Genomic DNA, 17,349 nt, shown 5'->3' with positions numbered 1-17,349 from the left:
AATTGTCTAAATCGCTCCAGTCCTATTGCAGTTTTCAATTAATTTAATCTTTCTTTCTTCTTAACCAGTTTGTTTACTGTGGATTATTCACTTCGTTCAGAATGACAGATAAGGGATCGATTATTCAAGTCCGTTGAGAATAACAGCATTTATTTTCTTTTAAAAAACTTTTCTATCTCGTTTAATGAAATTTTATATGCTGTAGGTCTGCCGTGCGGACATGTAAAAGACTGTTTGCATTTAAAGAGATCGTTTATCAGTTTTTTGGCTTCAATAAACGAAACATTATCGCCCGCTTTTATGCTTGCACGGCATGCCAACCGTATAATTTTATCCCTTTTCTGCTCTATTTCTGCATGTTTATCATCTTCAATATCTGAAATTATTGTCTTAACTATTTGTTCCATTGATATATTTCCAAGCAGTGCCGGATATGCTGTAATTCTAAAAGAATTTTGTCCGAATTCTTCAATACTTATCCCTAATTCATTGAAAATGTTTATATTTGCCTTAAGAAGTTCCGAAATACTCGGAGAAAGGTCAAAATTTTCTGGCATAAGCATTTGCTGTATTTTAATAGTCTGACTTTTCATCTGCGAAAGATAAAATTCGTATCTCACTCTTTCTGCAGCGGCATGCTGGTCAAAAATATATAAGTCGCCTTTATTTGAAGCAATAATGTAAGTATCAAAAACCTGTCCGATAACTTTTATGTTGCTGTCAAAATTTTCAGGCGTAAGCTCCTCCTGTTTTGCAAAAACGTCTGCATATTTGTCTATACTGCAGGTTTGTTTTAAAGAAGCATAGTTGTACTTTGGTTTAGGCTCTCTGGCATAAATGACGGGCTGTTGTATTTTAGGGGTAAAGCGAGGAGCGGTACTCCCCTCAACCTCTTGCTTTGCGGATTTTTCTTTATCTAGCGGCGGATAAGTTATTTTAATTTCCGGATGACCTTGCGACATAAGCGCATTTCTTAACGCCTTAAAAAGTATATCATATATGCCGTTTTCATCTGCAAACTTTACTTCTCTTTTTGCCGGGTGTATGTTTACATCGATTTCCGATGGATCAACATCGGTATAAATTAAGATTCCCGGATATTTATCGCGGGGGATAGATTCCTTATAAGACTGATAAACACAATGCATAAGCCGTTTAGGGTAATTTACCGGTCTGGAATTTACAAAAAGATACTGATATTTTTTGTTAGGCAAAGAATTATCTCTGCCTGTAAAATAAACATCTAATGAAATTTTAGGATGGTCTATTTTTATATTTTTGAGAGTTTTTGCGAAATCTTTACCCAAAATATCTGCAATTCTCTCTGTTTTGCTATCCGTCTGAGCCGCAGAAAAAACAGTTTTGTTTTCAGAGAATATTTTAAAAGATATATCATAGTTTGCAAGAGCCGTTTCTTCGAGCGAATTTATAATTCTTGAACGTTCGGTAGAATCGCTTTTTAAAAATTTTTGTCTCGCCGGAGTATTGAAAAATAAGCTTTTAACTTCTGTTATTGTTCCTTCCGCACCTGACCATGGCATAACTTTAATGTCTTTAGCGCCTGCGACTGAAAGTTTCCAGCCGGAGTTCTCGCCTTTTTTTCTTGTTTTTATTTCAAAATTTGAAACGGCTGCTATAGAAGCAAGAGCCTCTCCTCTAAATCCTAAAGAATGAATATGCATCAAATCTTTAAAATCGTCTATTTTGCTCGTGGCGTGTCTTAATATAGATAGTTCCAAATCTTTTTTGTCCATGCCGAAACCGTTATCGGAAACTCTTATAAGCTTTTTCCCCGCTTCTTCTATTTCAACTGTTATAGAAGACGCAAAAGCGTCTAAAGAGTTTTCTACAAGTTCTTTAACGGCGTTTAACGGGCGTTCCACAACTTCGCCTGCAGCTATTTTATTGACTGTTTCCTGAGATAAGATGTTTATCGGCATTTTTATTCCTCTTTTATTTTATCAATAATTTGCCGCTCTAAATTCTCTTTTGATGATAGCATGAATAGACATTTTCCGCCGCTTTTTTCCTGCCAGAGTCTGCCGATATTTTCTTTTTCTTTTGTATCGTCAGTTGACAATAAATGTCCGCCCTTATATTCTACGGCTAAAATTCTGCCGTCGGTTAACAAAGCTATAAAATCAGGATAAAATCTGTCTGTTGAAGTCGGCAGAAAAAACGAATAATTGCTTCTTTCAATGTTACGCACCCAGTATTTAACTTCTTCCAAACTATCAATAACAGCGGCACAGTTTTCTTCTTCTTTGTTCATAGCGCCGATATGTTCATAGAGATGTTTATTGAATTTTGTTGTGCCCTCATATATAGACAGAGGCTGATATTCTTGCCCGAACTTAAAAAGAAAGCTAGATTCAGATTTCGTTTCAATATTTTGGCTCAAACTGACAAATAAGTCTCTATAGGCTTTTACATACGCTTCAGTCCTGTATTTGCCTATTTTATTATTTATGACTTCGGCTAAAATAAATTTTGTTCTTATCAAAGACGTTAAAGGAATATTTCTTGTTAAATTTAGGTATTCAATCATTTTTCTTAGAAATTCAAGCAAAATAGGCTGTTCAATATCCGGTTGTCTTATATTTTTGTCAAGCCATCTTGAAAGTTCTGAATTTGTCCAGTCTGATTCAAGATTATCTAAGTCTATCGTCAATGTTTCTTGAATATATCTGTTTGTTATTTTATTGTCGTTTATATCAATTTCAAAAATTTTTCCTTTATTTTCAATACTAAATTCCGATGGCGAAAGTTCAGCTTTACAGTCAAGCAGATTCCATCCGTCTGGCAGATATTGTTCTTTATCGGTTACAGCTTCCCATTCTCCGGATATGTTAAGACAAAGCTGCGGGACGCTTATTTCTTCCCCTCTTTGCGCTGGCGATAGAATTGAAGCTTTAGATATAAAATCTGCAATATTCTTAAAAACTTTTTTGTCAGCTTCGGGGAGATTAGTTTGTATTTTTTCAAATAATTCCCTGGGAGTGTCTTTACTTAATTTCATTACTGCATATCCGTTTTGGTTTTCTCTAAGTTCAAGTATTTTTATTTCCGTCTGGGCGAAATAAGACGTATCTAATTTAGCTGTAAAAGAAAACTCGTTCCTATTCTGAATTTTTCCAGCATCAAGCATTAAGTTCGCCTGCAGCGCATTTTCAGCTTCCCAGTTTTCAAACCCCATACGTACAAGTTTATCCTGCAGAAAACTTACGGAATTAGTCCAGCATGATCTTGAAACAAAAGCGTAAGCCTTATTCAAGTCCTCATCGTTTCTTTTGGCTGCATACGGCATACGCAGAACTCTGCCGAGCAGTTGTTCCACATCTTTAGCAGACTTTGTACTTGCAGCAGAGCAGAATATGTATGCAAAAGGACAATCCCAGCCTTCTTTTAATGCCTGCTTTGTAATAATATATTGTATTTTACAGTCTTTGCTTAGAATGTCAATATTATCAAGTTCTCTCTGTTCTCCGGTTGCAATTGCAATTTGTTCCGGCTCTATTTTCTCATTTTCCATCAGATATTTTTTTATAACATCTACGGTTATTTCTCTGTTTTCATTTTCTGCCTGAATTAAAACGATAGGTCGTATATAATGTTCGTCTTTTATGGCAGTTTCGGCAAGTTTTCTGCGCATTAAAACAGAGTCGGCAAGAGATTCCTCCCAAGTCTGATTTTCTTTTAAAATGATAGGGAGTTTTATCATTTCTTCAGCTTTAAGTTCCATAGCTGAAACTTTAACTAAAACATTGCTGTTGGCAGCAGGAGTAGCCGTAAATTCAATAATACATGCGGGGTTTACTCTTTCCATTACTTTATAACTCAATTTTGTGCTTGCATTATGGGCTTCGTCGACAATTACTAAAGGATTGTGAATATTAAGCAGATTCGCGAAAGAGCACTTAATTTTTCCGCTGTCAGGGCGGCTGTCTTCTATTCTCTCCAAACTTAGCGGTTTATTGTCAAGTATATTTACAAAATGCGTTTCTAAATTTTCGTTATGAGAATATATCAGTCTTCCCTCTGTTTTATCAACTCTAAAAGACTGAATTGTCGCCGCGATTATACATACATTTGCTTTTATATCTTGAGGTTTTATTCTTTCAAATTCGGATATATCGTAAATTTCAACATTTCCGGCAAAAGTTTCATCTAAAATCTCTCTGTTTGGATGACTGGAATTTTTTAATGTTTCTATTGTCTGTTCTTTTATTGTTGTGGTAGGCGTAAGCCATAAAACAATGGGAAAATCTTTATCTAAATAATTTTGAGCGGCAACCTTTACCGCATTTGCAGCGAGGTATGTTTTTCCGCCGCCGGTAGGAAGTCTTAAGCAGATATATGGAGTTAAAGGCAGTTCGGCGATAGGTTCGTATGTTTTGTTTGGCATTGCCGCATATTCTTCAAATGCAGTTTCTGCCCCGAAAATACGCGCTTTTTTCAAAAAAGATGTCAGAGTGTCTAAAGTTCTTTGCTGATATTGTTTTAATGTGAACATGTACTATCTCCGCGCTTGAAAAGCCGCTGTGTAAAATTTTATGCTAAATCATTATAGATAACTTCGGGAACTCCGTTCTCCTCAGTATGACATACGGGCAGTACTCGGGAAAGAAAGGTAAAAGGTATGGCTTTATCCTGCTTTTATGTCGTAGGGCGTTTGTTTGAAAGTTATATTCTCTTTTCTTAGCTTGTCTGAACTTAATCGGCAGGCTTCGCCGTAAATAACTTTTTTATGCTTTCTATTGTCAGGTTTTGGCAAAATTTCAAGAATTTTACTTGTCAAAACATTTCCTCCGTTTACCTTTTTGTCACCTAAAATGCCGTTATATAATAAATAATAAACCGCGTTGTCAAATACTCCGAGCAGAGGCGATTTCTTGTATTCTCTCATTGCCGTTTTTGTTTCGCTGAACCATATATGAAAAGCCAGCGATTTAAAATCAATTCGTTTGTTTATATTTCCTTTTTCATCAAAAATGGCTTCTCCCATATCATAAAATGTAAACCCGCCGCCGCCTTGCCAATTTACAGACTTGCTTATGCCGCCTTGTTCCCCGTCTATAACTTTTTTAAGTCTTGGCGCAGCGTGCGTTATTGCATGTTCGCCCTATAACGCCTGCCTATTTTTTGAGCGACTGCCGCTGTTGTTCCGCTGCCTAAAAATGAATCTAAAACTAAATCGCCGGGGTTGCTTCCTAACGTTAAAACGCGTTCAATAAGCCGTTCTGGTTTTGGAGTGGCAAAAACATCAGCAGCATTTAATATTTGCACTTCTTTTTTAGCTATTTGGTTATGTCCAACCTCATCATATAGCCATATAGTTTTTGATACCATACCTTGCTGAACTTCATACAGGAATTGTTTAATCTGAGGTTTTGAATCTCCATTTTTGCCAAAATAAATTCTATTATCTGCTAACTTCTTTTCATAATTTTCTTTTGAAGTTTGCCAACAAGAACCCGATGGTGGATAAACAATCCTCCCTGTAGGAGTAGTGATTGAATAATCATATTCTTTGGTATATGTTTTTACAGAAAAACCGCCGGGTTTCCAAAGACCTCTTGGATCATTATCTATATTTTTATATCTTGCATTCATTGTATCTGAACGAGGCAATAAATTTGGCTCCCATAAATTTTTATTTTTTGCATAAACTATTATAAAATCGTGATTATCTGAAAGCCACCTTGTATCATTTGCAGGTGAGTATTTCTTCTGCCAAACCACATTATTTACAAAATTTTTTCTTCCAAAAATTTCATCACAAATAACTTTCAAATATGCCTGTTCGTCATCATCAATACTTATCCAAATGCTCCCGTTTTCCGCAAGCAGTTCTCTCAACAGTTCAAGTCTTGGATACATCATAGAAAGCCAAGTGGAGTGTTCTAAGTTATCGTCATAATGTTCAAATGCGCTGCCTGTATTATACGGAGGATCGATGTAGATACATTTTACCTGTCCCTTATAGTATGGCAGCAGGGTTTTCAGCGCTTCTAAATTATCTCCTTTAATTATCATATTTCCATTTTGTTCTCCGCAAGATAATTCAGGTTTTATATTCAGCAGTTTATAAGGTATTTTATTCGCTGTTTTTACTGCTTCTTTTTTGTTTAACCAGTCAAGAGTCGGCATAATCCGCCTTTTATTTAAAACAACAAATTACTACATTTAACATACTTTCGGAAGCGTTGAACTATCTTTTTTACATTCCATATTGCAGAACGAGCCAATTTTATTTATTGTATAATTATTTTTTCCAATAATATTCAGTCTTTCCGCAGCCGCATCTTATTTTATTATTTACGGTATCGTAATTTTTCATTGAGACTTTAGGTTTTTTGCAGTCTTTATCTTGGCAAAAAAATATTTTTTTCAGATTTTGTATATCTACCCAAAATGCTCTTAAATCGCCTAATTTAGGATTAAAAGGATTATCGTGCGAAAGCAGATTTCTAAGAATGGCAGAATTTGCAACATTATCTATAGTTTTCAGTTGCTCTGCCCAACAAGATTTCCCTTTTTCGTTAATCCTTGATTTTAGACTGTTGAGTAATTCATCCAGCATTCTTTTTTCATTGATATCATTAAAACGAAAATTTACCTGAGCTTTTAAATTGAAACATATATCTTTTAAAATATGTTCTAAATGCTGTCCTATAGGATTACCGAGAGTTTCCGCTCTTCCATCGGCAAGTTCTTTTTCAATAAATTCTTTTAAATCTGACGGTTTTTCTTCCAAATATGTTCCTTTTGTTTCGCTCCATTTGACAGTGTTGATTAACCAGCCCTTCTTTTTTGCTATCTGGCTCACATAATTGAACCATTCCGTCTCGTGCGTTAATAATATTATTTGATAATCTGAAAACTTATCAAAAAGCAAATCTGCAAATCGTTTTCTATGTTCTGTATCAAAACTTGAAATTACATCATCGAAAACAATAAATTTGTTTTTTTTATTGAATGCAATCACAGAAGCCAAGAAAAATGCTATACCCAAACAATTCAAATGACCATCGCTGAAATATTTCTGGGGCGGATATACCCTTTCATCATTGTATTTATATTCAATAGTAATACCTTTCAGCTCATCTTCTTCTCCAATTGGAACAATTTGTATTTCTTGGAATAACTCGCCCGGGTTCATATATTGATAAAACTCGTTTATTTTAGCAGAAAAATTATTTATAAAAATCTCTAACACTTCTTTTTGCTGCTTTGTAAATTCGTTATAAGTCAACTCTAAAGATTTTCTTTGATGTTCTAATTTAGATTTTTCGTTTTCAAATCTTTTAATTTTTAAAAATGCGTCCTTTGAGGCAGATATATTTGAATAAATTTCAGTTGCTTTATTATTTTTTATAGTGTTGTTTATGATTTCTAATCTTTTTAGGATTTCCGTATGAATTTCAAAATCATTGTCCGTAATGAGCAGCTCATTGTTGTCTGGCAATTTATCGCCGGCAATAACTTTCTTTTCAGTTGTTTCATAATAATTTTTAAATTTTATTTTTAGATTTTCTAATGCTTTCTTAATAGTGGTATTTTCAGGTTTTAATAATATTAGATTATTTAACATAACTTCTATTCTTTTTATTCGTTTTGATGAAATATCAGAAACCGATTTTTTTGCATTGTCAAATTTGTCTTTAATTTGTGAAGAGGCTTTTATTTCCTCAAGTCTTTGATTTATTTCTGCATTTAACTTTGCGAGATCTTTTTGTTGTAGGCATAAAGGACAAGTGTTATCATTAGGATACTTTTTCTCTATAAGAAGATTTCCAGTCTTTAACAATTCTGCTAAATATGTCTGCATTACGCTTTGAGTATCAGCTACAATTTCATTAAATTTTGCGTAAAACTCTTTATATTCTTTATCAATAAGGATTCTATCGTTTTTTAGAGAAGCAAGGTCTTCTTTTGTAGTTTCAAGGAAAGCCTGTGAAGACAGAAGTTCTTTATTTACAGATTGCTTTGATATTTGTTCCAAAATCATATCAATATCTTTTATTGTTGCAGCAACAATCTCAAGATTTAATGGTTTTATTTTTTCATTGATTTTTTCAATTAAGTTATTCTCTTGGCTTACTGTCGCTCCTATTTTTGAAATAAGCGTTTCTTTTTGAATATTTATTAGGCTTTCAAAATTTTGGTTTTTAATTTCATTTTTTACTGAATTGAAAGTTTTCTTTAAAATTTCTTTTGTTTTAGTAACTTCCGAGAAGCCGATAATGTCTGAGAGGAGTTTTAACTTATCGCTTTTTGTTTGACTGACAAAATTTCTAAGCAAATAATACCTAATCAATAAATTTTCTTTTTCGGAGGCAAGCATATATGTTTCTGATGTATTAGATAAGTCAGAAACAAGTTTGCTGCCTTTATAAAATAGTTTTTTTGAGATATTAAAATTCTGATTATCTTTGATGTAAACTTCAGAGTTTATAGCTTTATCAGTATATGAATTTCGCAAAGCGTCTTTTAAATTGATTTCAGTATTTTCTAAATGCGACACGCTGTCTTTATACAACCATTCAATAGCGTCTGTGATACTACTTTTTCCAGAGCCGTTTTCGCCATAAAGCAATATTGATTTTCCATTCAACTGAAGATTTATAGTGTTTTGAATGCCTCTAATCCCAGAGATAGTTAAATTGTTTATTTTAATTGGCATTTGTTTCCCTTATTTTTCTAATCTTGTTTAAAACATTGCTTTCAGTAAATTTGCCTTCGTTATATAATTCAAGCAACGCATTTGCAATTTCACTATCTATGCCCTCGATAGAAAGAATAGATTGGAAGAAAGTATCTAAAATTTCTTTGCCTGTTTTAACTGTATTTTCTTCACTCATTTAAAATAACTCCAATCAATTTTGAAATGTGTTGTAATGTCGCTATTAAGAATTTCAAATCCGGCTTTATTATTGCAGATTGGATATACTCCAAAATTTTCAACAAAATTTAATATAAAATAACTTTCCAAATCCTCAATTCTAAATTTCCAAATATCTTTTAACATATCAAAGTTTATATATGTAAATTTTAATGGTTCTGCTTTCCGATAATTAACTAACCCTGCATTTTTTGATTTGCCTTCAAAATGCCCAATAAGTCTACTTCCTATACTATTCGTTTTTTTCTCGCTCATACCTACATAAAGTAATTTTGAGCAACCAAAAGGATATTTGATAAAAATGTTTGAGCTGAAAATAAAATATAAACCTACTATCCCTTTTAATGTGCTAATATTCCTTGCTTCAAATGACATAGGAGCATCAAAATATATATCGACTATATTGTTTATCATATTTATCTTTTACATGTTTATCTATATAACATAACGACTTAAACCATTGCCTCTTCGAGCTAATTTCTTCATTTTTTCTATATGATTAGCGCCCGCTTGCTTGTAACTGTATATATTTTTTTGAGTATTTTTAAATTTTACTTTGATATAATCTCTCCAATATAAAAACTCTCTACTCCTGAATAGCTCTTATATAAATTAATTTTAACAATTAGTTTTTCAAAGCTGCAACTAAAATATTGAACCGGTTATTTGTATTTGTTTTTCCAATTATGCATGATATTGAACGCTTCTATAGGACTTAAAGAGTCTATATCAATATTTTTTAACTCTGTTAAGATCTGAGGATCGCCGCTGTCGCGGAAAAATTCAATCTGCGGGCTTTCGTCACGTTTTGAATATTCAACGGAATTTTTTTCCAGTCTGCTTAAAATTTCATAAGCTCTCTCTATAACCTGATGAGGCATTCCGGCAATTTTTGCAACATATATCCCGTAAGATTTATCGGCGCTGCCCTTAACTATTTTATGTAAAAATATGACGTCGCCGTTCCATTCTTTAATGTCAACGCTGTAATTTACCACTCCCTTGAGCGTTTCGGAAAGTCCTGTGAGTTCAAAATAATGCGTCGCAAAAAGTATTTTTGCGCCCGTATTTGCTTTTCTTTTATCGTCTGCAAAAAATTCTATTATTGCCCATGCTATAGACATTCCGTCATAAGTTGACGTTCCTCTACCTACTTCGTCAAGAATAATAAGGCTTCTTTGCGTATATTGGTTCATAATGTTTGCGGTTTCCGACATTTCAACCATAAAAGTTGATTCTCCGCCTGCAAGATTGTCCCCCGCACCGATTCTTGTAAATATTTTGTCAACAAGTCCTATTTCCGCGCTTTGAGACGGAACAAAAGATCCAATCTGAGCCATTATCACAATAAGAGCCGTTTGTCTTAAATAAGTGGATTTCCCGGACATATTGGGACCGGTAAGAATCATTATTTTTGAATTTTCGCCAAAAGCAATGTCGTTTGCCGTAAATTCGCCGTTTTTTAATATTCTTTCCACAACGGGATGCCTGCCGTCTTTAATAGAAAGCTCTCTGCCTTCTGAAATTTTAGGACAGACATAATTATATTCTGTTGCGTTTTCGGCAAATCCGCAAAAAATGTCGATTTCTGAAATAATCTGCGAAGTCTTTAGAATATCTGCTGTAAAAACGGATATTTCCTGTACTAAATTATTGAAGAGACTGTTTTCAAGCCTTAGAGTTTTCTCCTGCGCGGATAATATTTTTTCTTCAAGAATTTTTAATTCTTCAGTTATATATCTTTCACCTGCCGTAACGGTCTGCTTGCGCACGTAATGTTTTGGCGCCGATGCAGCGTTTGATTTGCTGATTTCTATATAATAACCGAACACCGAAGTATAACCTATTTTAAGATTGTTTATTCCGGATGTGGCTCTTTCTTTAGCTTCCAGATTGGATATATAGGCTTTTGTATCAGTTGAGATTTTTCTTAATTCGTCAAGTTCTGCGGCAACACCGTTTTTAATTACGTTTCCGTCTTTTACGGACACGGGCGGTTCATCAGACAGATACGAGGAAATTTTATTTGTTATTTGAGCATTTTCAGGAATGTTAAAGCCTAATCCCTCTGCAGATTTTATAATTTCCGAAATGTTATTTATTGTCTTTAATGAATTTTTTAATGCCGTTAAATCTTTAGGATTTGCGCTGCCGGAAGAAACTCTTGCTGTTATTCTTTCAATATCGGAAACGGTTTTCAATTTTTCAACAATTTCTTTCCGCACATTTGGATTCTTTATAAAAAATCTTACAATATTTTGGCGGTTTTTAATTTTTGAAATGTCTAAGAGCGGTTTTATAAGCCACTGTCGTATAGTTCTTGCGCCCATAGGCGTTTTTGTAGAGTCCATAACCGAAAGCAGCGAATTTTCAGTTTTTCCGCTCGTCATAGAATTGAGAAGTTCAAGATTTTTTATTGCGGCGGTGTCTAAATACATAAAATCTGAGTTTCTTATATATTTTATTTCTGAAAAAATACTGACGCTTTGCGGCTGCATTTCTTTTATATAAGCAAGCAAAGCCCCGCAGGCGCAGACTATTTCTTTTTTATTAAGTCCGAACTTTTTTACGGCGTTGCCGCCGAAAAGTTCCGCTGTTATATTTTGAGCTTTTTCAATATCAAAAAAAGAATTGTCTATATCGGAAACAGTCACTTTAAGTTTTGCCGTAAAATCTGATATATGCTTGTTTTGCCTGCTGCCGGCGGATATAATAAGTTCGCCTGGATTATATTTTAATACTTCAGCTTCAATAGATTTTAATGTTGTTTCTGAAACAAAAAATTCGCCTGTTGATATGTCAGCCGCCGCAAACGTTGCAGATGCTGCAGTATCGTCAAAAATAACTGACATCAAAAAATTATTTTCTTTTGATTCCAAAAGAGTATCTTCTAAGATTGTTCCGGGAGTTAGAACTTTTGTGACTCCGCGTTTTACAATGCCTTTTGTGGTTCCGGATTCTTCAAGCTGTTCGCAAATGGCAACTTTAAAGCCTTTTGTTATAAGTTTTCTTATGTAAGAGTTTACCGAGTGGTAAGGAACCCCGCACATAGGAATTCCAACTCTCCGTGTGAGCACAACTTCAAGAACAGGCGCTGCTTTCACAGCATCATCGCCGAACATCTCATAAAAATCGCCTAAGCGGAAAAACAACACCATACCTGAATATTTAGCTTTAATATTCCAGTATTGCTTCATTAACGGCGTTAAATTCTTAGAAAAGTTTTTAATTTCTCCGCTCCGTGATAGATTTTATAAATAGATATTATAGACCGGACATAAGCTCTCGTTTCTTTAAAAGGTATTTTATATATTTTTTCTTCTATTTCTGGATCTTTGCTGTACCAGTTTTCAACATTCCCTATTCCCGCGTTGTATGCGGCTAAAGCCAGAATCAGATTATTGTTATAAGAATTTAACAGCTTTTTCAGATAATATGTTCCAAACATTATGTTTATTTCAGCTTCTTTGAGGTTTTTGCCGGAATAATTCATAATATTTAACTGATTCGCAATTTCCCGCGCGGTTTTGGGCATTATCTGCATAAGACCGACGGCACCTGTGCTTGAAACGGCTCTGGGATTTAGATTAGATTCTTTTTTCATAACGGCTTTTATAAGCAGAGAATCGACGGCAAAGCGTTTAGAGTATTTACTTATATAAATTTCATACGGATTTTTATTAAATGATCCGACTTTTTTTTCAACTTTTTTCCCAATATTAAAAATGATGAAAATTATCAAAACTAAGATAATATATCCGATAATTCTTTTCATACAATATCTCCGAATAATGAATTTATCTTTGCTTCTTTGATATTAACATTGATATGCTTACCGATATATTCCTTTCTGCCTTCTGCAAAAACTTTACGCCCGTTTTTCGTTCTTGCTTTTATAATGCCGTTTTTAATTTCTTCGGCTAAAACCTGCTGGGTGCTTCCCAGCATTTCCGAAACAATTTCAATGGAAATTTTATTTGATTCTTTAAGTATAACTGCATGGCGTCTCTTTTTTTCTTCAAAAGGCACGTCGTCAATCATTTCTGCCGCTTTTGTATCAGGACGCGGAGAATACCTGAAAACATACAGTCCGCCGAATCTTATTGTCTTTACCGCCTTTAAAGTATCCTCAAAATCCTCATCGGTTTCTCCGGGAAAACCTACAATAATGTCAGTTGTTACGCTTACGTCGGGCACAGCAGTTCTTAATTTCTTAATTAATCCCAGATAATGTTCGTAAGAATATTTTCTGTTCATGGCTTTAAGAATTTTGTCGGATGCAGACTGCATAGGAATATGAATATGAGGACATACTTTCGGTTCTGTCGCCATGATTTTTATCAGATCATCGCTTAAATCTTTAGGATGGTTTGTCATGAATCTTATTCTTTCAAGATTTTCTATTGCCGCAGTTTTTTTAATTAACGAAGCAAAGTTTACGTCTTCATATTGATATGAGTTTACATTCTGTCCTAAAAGTATTATTTCCCTTGCGTCGTTTTTTACCATTGAGGAACATTCATTTACTATTGTCTCGCAGTTAATGCTTACTTCTCTTCCTCTTACAAAAGGTACTGCGCAGTACGAGCAGTAATTGTCGCATCCTCTCATAATAGTGACATATCTTACAATTTTAGATTTTATTTCAGAATTTACTTTTTTCGCAGAATAGTCCGTGCGGAACAAGTTCATAATTTTTAAAGCGGCATTGCCAATATCTTTTGCGCCTATAATTAAATCAACGCTGCTAAAACGCTTTTTAATATTAGGACCGAGTCTCTCCGCCATGCAGCCTATAACAACTATTTTTATACAGGGATTTTTTTGTTTGAACTCTTTTACTCTGCCAAGATAAGAAAAAGCTTTTTGTTCCGCCTGTGATCGTACAGAACAGGTGTTTAGTATAACTACATCCGCCTCTGACAGATTGTTTGCTTTTGACGCTCCATAAGCCGAAAAAATAGAAACAAGCATATCAGAGTCGCATACATTCATCTGGCAGCCTATTGTTTCAATTAAATAATTCAATAATTTACCCTGTATAAATTTACTATATTACTATATTATACAAAATTGTATTGCATAACAGAGTAATTTACAGCTCTTTAAAATGGTAAACTATACTGTCATAACTGCGCTTTATTTATTTTTGTTTTTTGTATACGGCCGAGCGGCGACTGGCGTTGGTTTTGTATAGCATTGGCAACATATAAAGCTCAAAGATATTTAAAAGTCTTAAAGAACTGAAAATCGTATTATTCAACAAAGATATTTTTTATCTGTTTTGCCGTCAGGTTTTGAGAGGCTAAGTCTTATTTCCTTTCTGCGAATTTATTTATAGAAAAGCAATATAAAATATATGTTTTTTATAGTCTTTAAGAGTTTAATAATAATTCAGCTGTTTTAGTATAGCCCAAATATTTTTGCTCCGCACTCTCATGCTTCATATCAGTCTTTGTCTGTCATTCTGAACGAAGTGAAGAATCCAGTCATTGTCTGTGTCATTGAGTAACACAAAAATACTCTGAAAAACCTAGACAATAAGCGCCGCAGAAAAGCAGAAAAAAATAAAAACACAAGAAATTGAATATTTCTATTATATATAATATTTATTCTGCAGGCTGATTGACCTTATAAAGCCGTAATTTTTCTTATTAAAAGCGTTCCCCATATAAAAAACATATAAGGCTGCGGAAGAAATAGAGTTATAAAAGATGCTGCCGATAAAAACGGACCGAATGGAATATATCCTTTTTTTTCTATTTTTTTTGCAGCCAAAAGTATTAAGCCTGCTATGCCGCCCATAACTGCTGCAATAAAAACTGCAAATAACGCTTTTTCCCACCCGATAAAAACGCCAACGCCCGCCATAAGTTTAATATCTCCGCCGCCAATGGCTTCTTTTTTATAAATAAGCTGTCCTAAGAATCCGGCAGCAAGTAAAACGCCTCCGCCGGTAAGAATGCCTAAAACAGAATTGATAAATCTTGATGGATATGTTTCGCCCAGAGCTGAATTCATAAAACTAAATATAAAGCCTGTAATAATTAAAAAAATTGGAACTATTGCAGGTATTATTCTGTGAAAGTAATCCGTTGTCGAAACAGAAATCAGTGAAAATGTAAGAAAAGCAAATAAGATGAATTGAAATGAAAAAGAGAACCTGTAGAAAAGCAATGCAAAAGACAATGCCGAAAGAAATTTAATAAAAGAAGTTTTACATATACCGTTTCCAATTTTAAAACCCGCGTAAGAAACTAAAATTATTTCCAGAATAAAAGATATCATTGTTATAATTTACTCCGAAAATCTGAGTTTTGTTACTTTAACGTTATATTTTGACAGAACTTAAATCGGTTATCTTTAAACTGTTCTTTGACTATAGTAATTATAGTAAATTTATTTCCATTATATAAACACGATATAGTTAAATACCAGATAATTTTAATTGGATTTTTGGCTTCTTGTTATTTTCTTCTGTGATTGTGATATTTTTTGTATTGATAATATTCTTTTATTTATGTCTTAAATATGCGGATATATAATTAACAAATATATTTAATCCAGAGTTTAATCTAATACAAGTTAGAAAACCAGATGGTATTGTTTTGTATTTATATTCTCTTTCTTAAGTATCATTCGTAAATATTGTAGCACTTGAAGAATATTAGCGATTGACAAAAATACATAAATTTAGTACTTGGTACTTGTATTTTGAGCGTTTGAATACTTGTAAGAATTTACAAAAATTTTAAAGGTTGATTTTACATAGGTTTTTATGAACGAAGAAAAACGACAACATCTTGAATTTATTCAAAGCGTGATAACAAGAATGAACACGAATTCTTTCAAAATCTGGAAAAGATATCAAAATATATTGTGGAATTGGAAAGCGTATACTTGCTCCTGATGATGATAGTGGAGTGAAAAACATAAAACATATTGGTTTTAAATTAGATATTGGCATATATTCGCCGAAAAAGAAACGATTTGTTCTTGGTATAGAGATGGATGGAACGATATATCACAAGGGACATAGAAAAGCATTTTGCGATGCTCAGAGGCAAGAAATTCTTGAAATGAAAGGTTGAGAAGTTTATCCCGGATTTGGTCAAGTAAATTATACTTCTGTTCCCATTAAGGGCATTAAAATCATATAAGTGGTTATTAGTTTTTTCATATGTTATGAAGCCAATATAGATAATCGTAATAACCTTTCACATTTCTATTTGCCTGCTCTATACAAAATATAAATTCATCAAATAAGTACCTGCAATACCGTATTACTGCGGTACGGACAAAATATATATACTACCCTGCCCTGCTATATACCACAATAACGATACTACCATAGCCGTTAAAGAGCTGCTGACAGATGTCGATACCCAAACCAAATCCAATCAGCTGTCCTCTGCTGCAGGTTCTGCGCACACTTGCATTCTTGCTTCTTTTCTTTGTGATGTTGCTTCCGCAGACATTTGCAATACCTGTTTATTTACTTTTCCAATATTATAAAGCAAATCATTTTTCCTCATCCCTTAACAGCAACAATAAAAAAGAAACTAATTAATGATCGCTTAGAGAAACATTCAACAAAAATAAAAATTAACACAAGAAATACACAACACCTCCGGCAACTTCCCTTAAGATTTCCCTCTTTTCCCAAAATGTTTTCTGACTGTGGATTCAGCGTTCTGCACGTCAATTGTCTTTTCACTTCCGTAATCAAAAATTAATAGCATTAAATATTTTTTTCATTTATTTAAACTTTTTATTATTGTTATTTTCATCTTTTTTTTGAAACTCACAAGATTTCAATGTGGAAATTAATATCTACGTGTTCAAGAAGTCGCTCCCACCACTTAAGTTTTCTCGGTTTCGGTTTCGATGCTCTTTCCGTGCAATGAAACAACGGATAATCATAACAAACACCAGTTTCACTCAAAAATATCATCTCTAATAATAATTAACAGACATCGAAGGTATTTTTTAGGCAATTTCTAGTATAAGATTAACATGTCCTATAAACTCATATCCCGCCTTACCGACTCTTTAACTAAATCCTGCTTCTCTTCTCTCTATATATTAACGCTCACTAATTTTATATCCTGGTTCCCCTACTGTTGCTTATTCTTAGTCTTTTCTATTTGTTCAGCTTCTTCAGCCTTTTTCTTATTATTTAGTCTATCATAACTTTCCTTTAACAATTTTCTCTCAATTATAGGATTTCTAATAACGATATCCTCAAACTTTTCTCGTTCCTCCTCAAAATCAGTAGCACACCAAGAACTTGCTAATACTGCCTGTCCGTTTATGTATCCTTGCAAATGCCCCTCTTGAAAACGATTGGGGATGGGACTTTTAAAATATCTAGCGCATGCAGATATTATCATTAATTCCACTATTAAGATAAGTGTTATTTTTCTCATTTGTACCCTTAAGTT

General features: G+C 33.6%; 11 protein-coding genes and 1 pseudogene. 1 reads left to right on the top strand and 11 read right to left on the bottom strand.

Features of this window, described 5'->3' with window-relative positions:
* Positions 1-149: 149 nt before the first annotated feature.
* From mutL to RSTT_RS02945, 10 genes and pseudogenes are all read right to left on the bottom strand, one after another.
* Positions 150-1,940 (bottom strand): DNA mismatch repair endonuclease MutL, encoded by a 1,791-nt coding sequence (mutL, locus tag RSTT_RS02995; RefSeq protein ID WP_096525623.1) that lies wholly within the window; start codon positions 1,938-1,940, stop codon positions 150-152.
* A gap of 2 nt (positions 1,941-1,942) precedes the next feature.
* Positions 1,943-4,513, bottom strand: a complete 2,571-nt coding sequence (locus tag RSTT_RS02990; protein ID WP_096525622.1) for a DEAD/DEAH box helicase — start codon at positions 4,511-4,513, stop codon at positions 1,943-1,945.
* Between the two features lie 132 nt (positions 4,514-4,645).
* Positions 4,646-6,150 (bottom strand): annotated as a pseudogene (locus RSTT_RS02985) (site-specific DNA-methyltransferase).
* Positions 6,151-6,265: 115 nt separating this feature from the next.
* On the bottom strand, positions 6,266-8,686 hold the full coding sequence (locus tag RSTT_RS02980) for an AAA family ATPase (RefSeq protein WP_096525621.1): 2,421 nt from the start codon (positions 8,684-8,686) through the stop codon (positions 6,266-6,268).
* Positions 8,676-8,864, bottom strand: coding sequence for a hypothetical protein (locus tag RSTT_RS02975; RefSeq protein ID WP_096525620.1), 189 nt, complete (start codon positions 8,862-8,864; stop codon positions 8,676-8,678). Before RSTT_RS02975 ends, RSTT_RS02980 begins: the two co-directional genes overlap by 11 nt.
* Entirely contained in the window at positions 8,861-9,319 is a 459-nt protein-coding gene (locus RSTT_RS02970; protein ID WP_015423487.1) for a hypothetical protein, read from the bottom strand. Before RSTT_RS02970 ends, RSTT_RS02975 begins: the two co-directional genes overlap by 4 nt.
* 248 nt (positions 9,320-9,567) lie before the next feature.
* Positions 9,568-12,102, bottom strand: coding sequence for a DNA mismatch repair protein MutS (gene mutS / locus RSTT_RS02960; RefSeq protein ID WP_096525619.1), 2,535 nt, complete (start codon positions 12,100-12,102; stop codon positions 9,568-9,570).
* A gap of 8 nt (positions 12,103-12,110) precedes the next feature.
* On the bottom strand, positions 12,111-12,680 hold the full coding sequence (locus RSTT_RS02955) for a lytic transglycosylase domain-containing protein (protein WP_015423489.1): 570 nt from the start codon (positions 12,678-12,680) through the stop codon (positions 12,111-12,113).
* Complete coding sequence (gene miaB / locus RSTT_RS02950; protein ID WP_096525618.1) at positions 12,677-13,933, bottom strand: tRNA (N6-isopentenyl adenosine(37)-C2)-methylthiotransferase MiaB; 1,257 nt, start codon at positions 13,931-13,933, stop codon at positions 12,677-12,679. Before miaB ends, RSTT_RS02955 begins: the two co-directional genes overlap by 4 nt.
* A 603-nt stretch (positions 13,934-14,536) precedes the next feature.
* On the bottom strand, positions 14,537-15,193 hold the full coding sequence (locus RSTT_RS02945) for a prepilin peptidase (RefSeq protein WP_096525617.1): 657 nt from the start codon (positions 15,191-15,193) through the stop codon (positions 14,537-14,539).
* A 635-nt stretch (positions 15,194-15,828) separates the two neighbouring features.
* Between RSTT_RS02945 and RSTT_RS06140 the strand changes: the two genes are divergently transcribed.
* Positions 15,829-15,996: a putative endonuclease domain-containing protein gene (locus RSTT_RS06140; RefSeq protein WP_172412839.1), complete on the top strand. Its 168-nt coding sequence runs from the start codon at positions 15,829-15,831 to the stop codon at positions 15,994-15,996.
* 1,026 nt (positions 15,997-17,022) lie between these two features.
* Here the strand turns inward: RSTT_RS06140 and RSTT_RS02940 are convergent.
* On the bottom strand, positions 17,023-17,334 hold the full coding sequence (locus RSTT_RS02940) for a hypothetical protein (RefSeq protein ID WP_096525616.1): 312 nt from the start codon (positions 17,332-17,334) through the stop codon (positions 17,023-17,025).
* Positions 17,335-17,349: the final 15 nt, after the last annotated feature.

The organism is Candidatus Endomicrobiellum trichonymphae, assembly GCF_002355835.1.
Lineage (GTDB): Bacteria > Elusimicrobiota > Endomicrobiia > Endomicrobiales > Endomicrobiaceae > Endomicrobiellum > Endomicrobiellum trichonymphae.
This window is presented reverse-complemented; position numbering and strand designations above follow the sequence as displayed.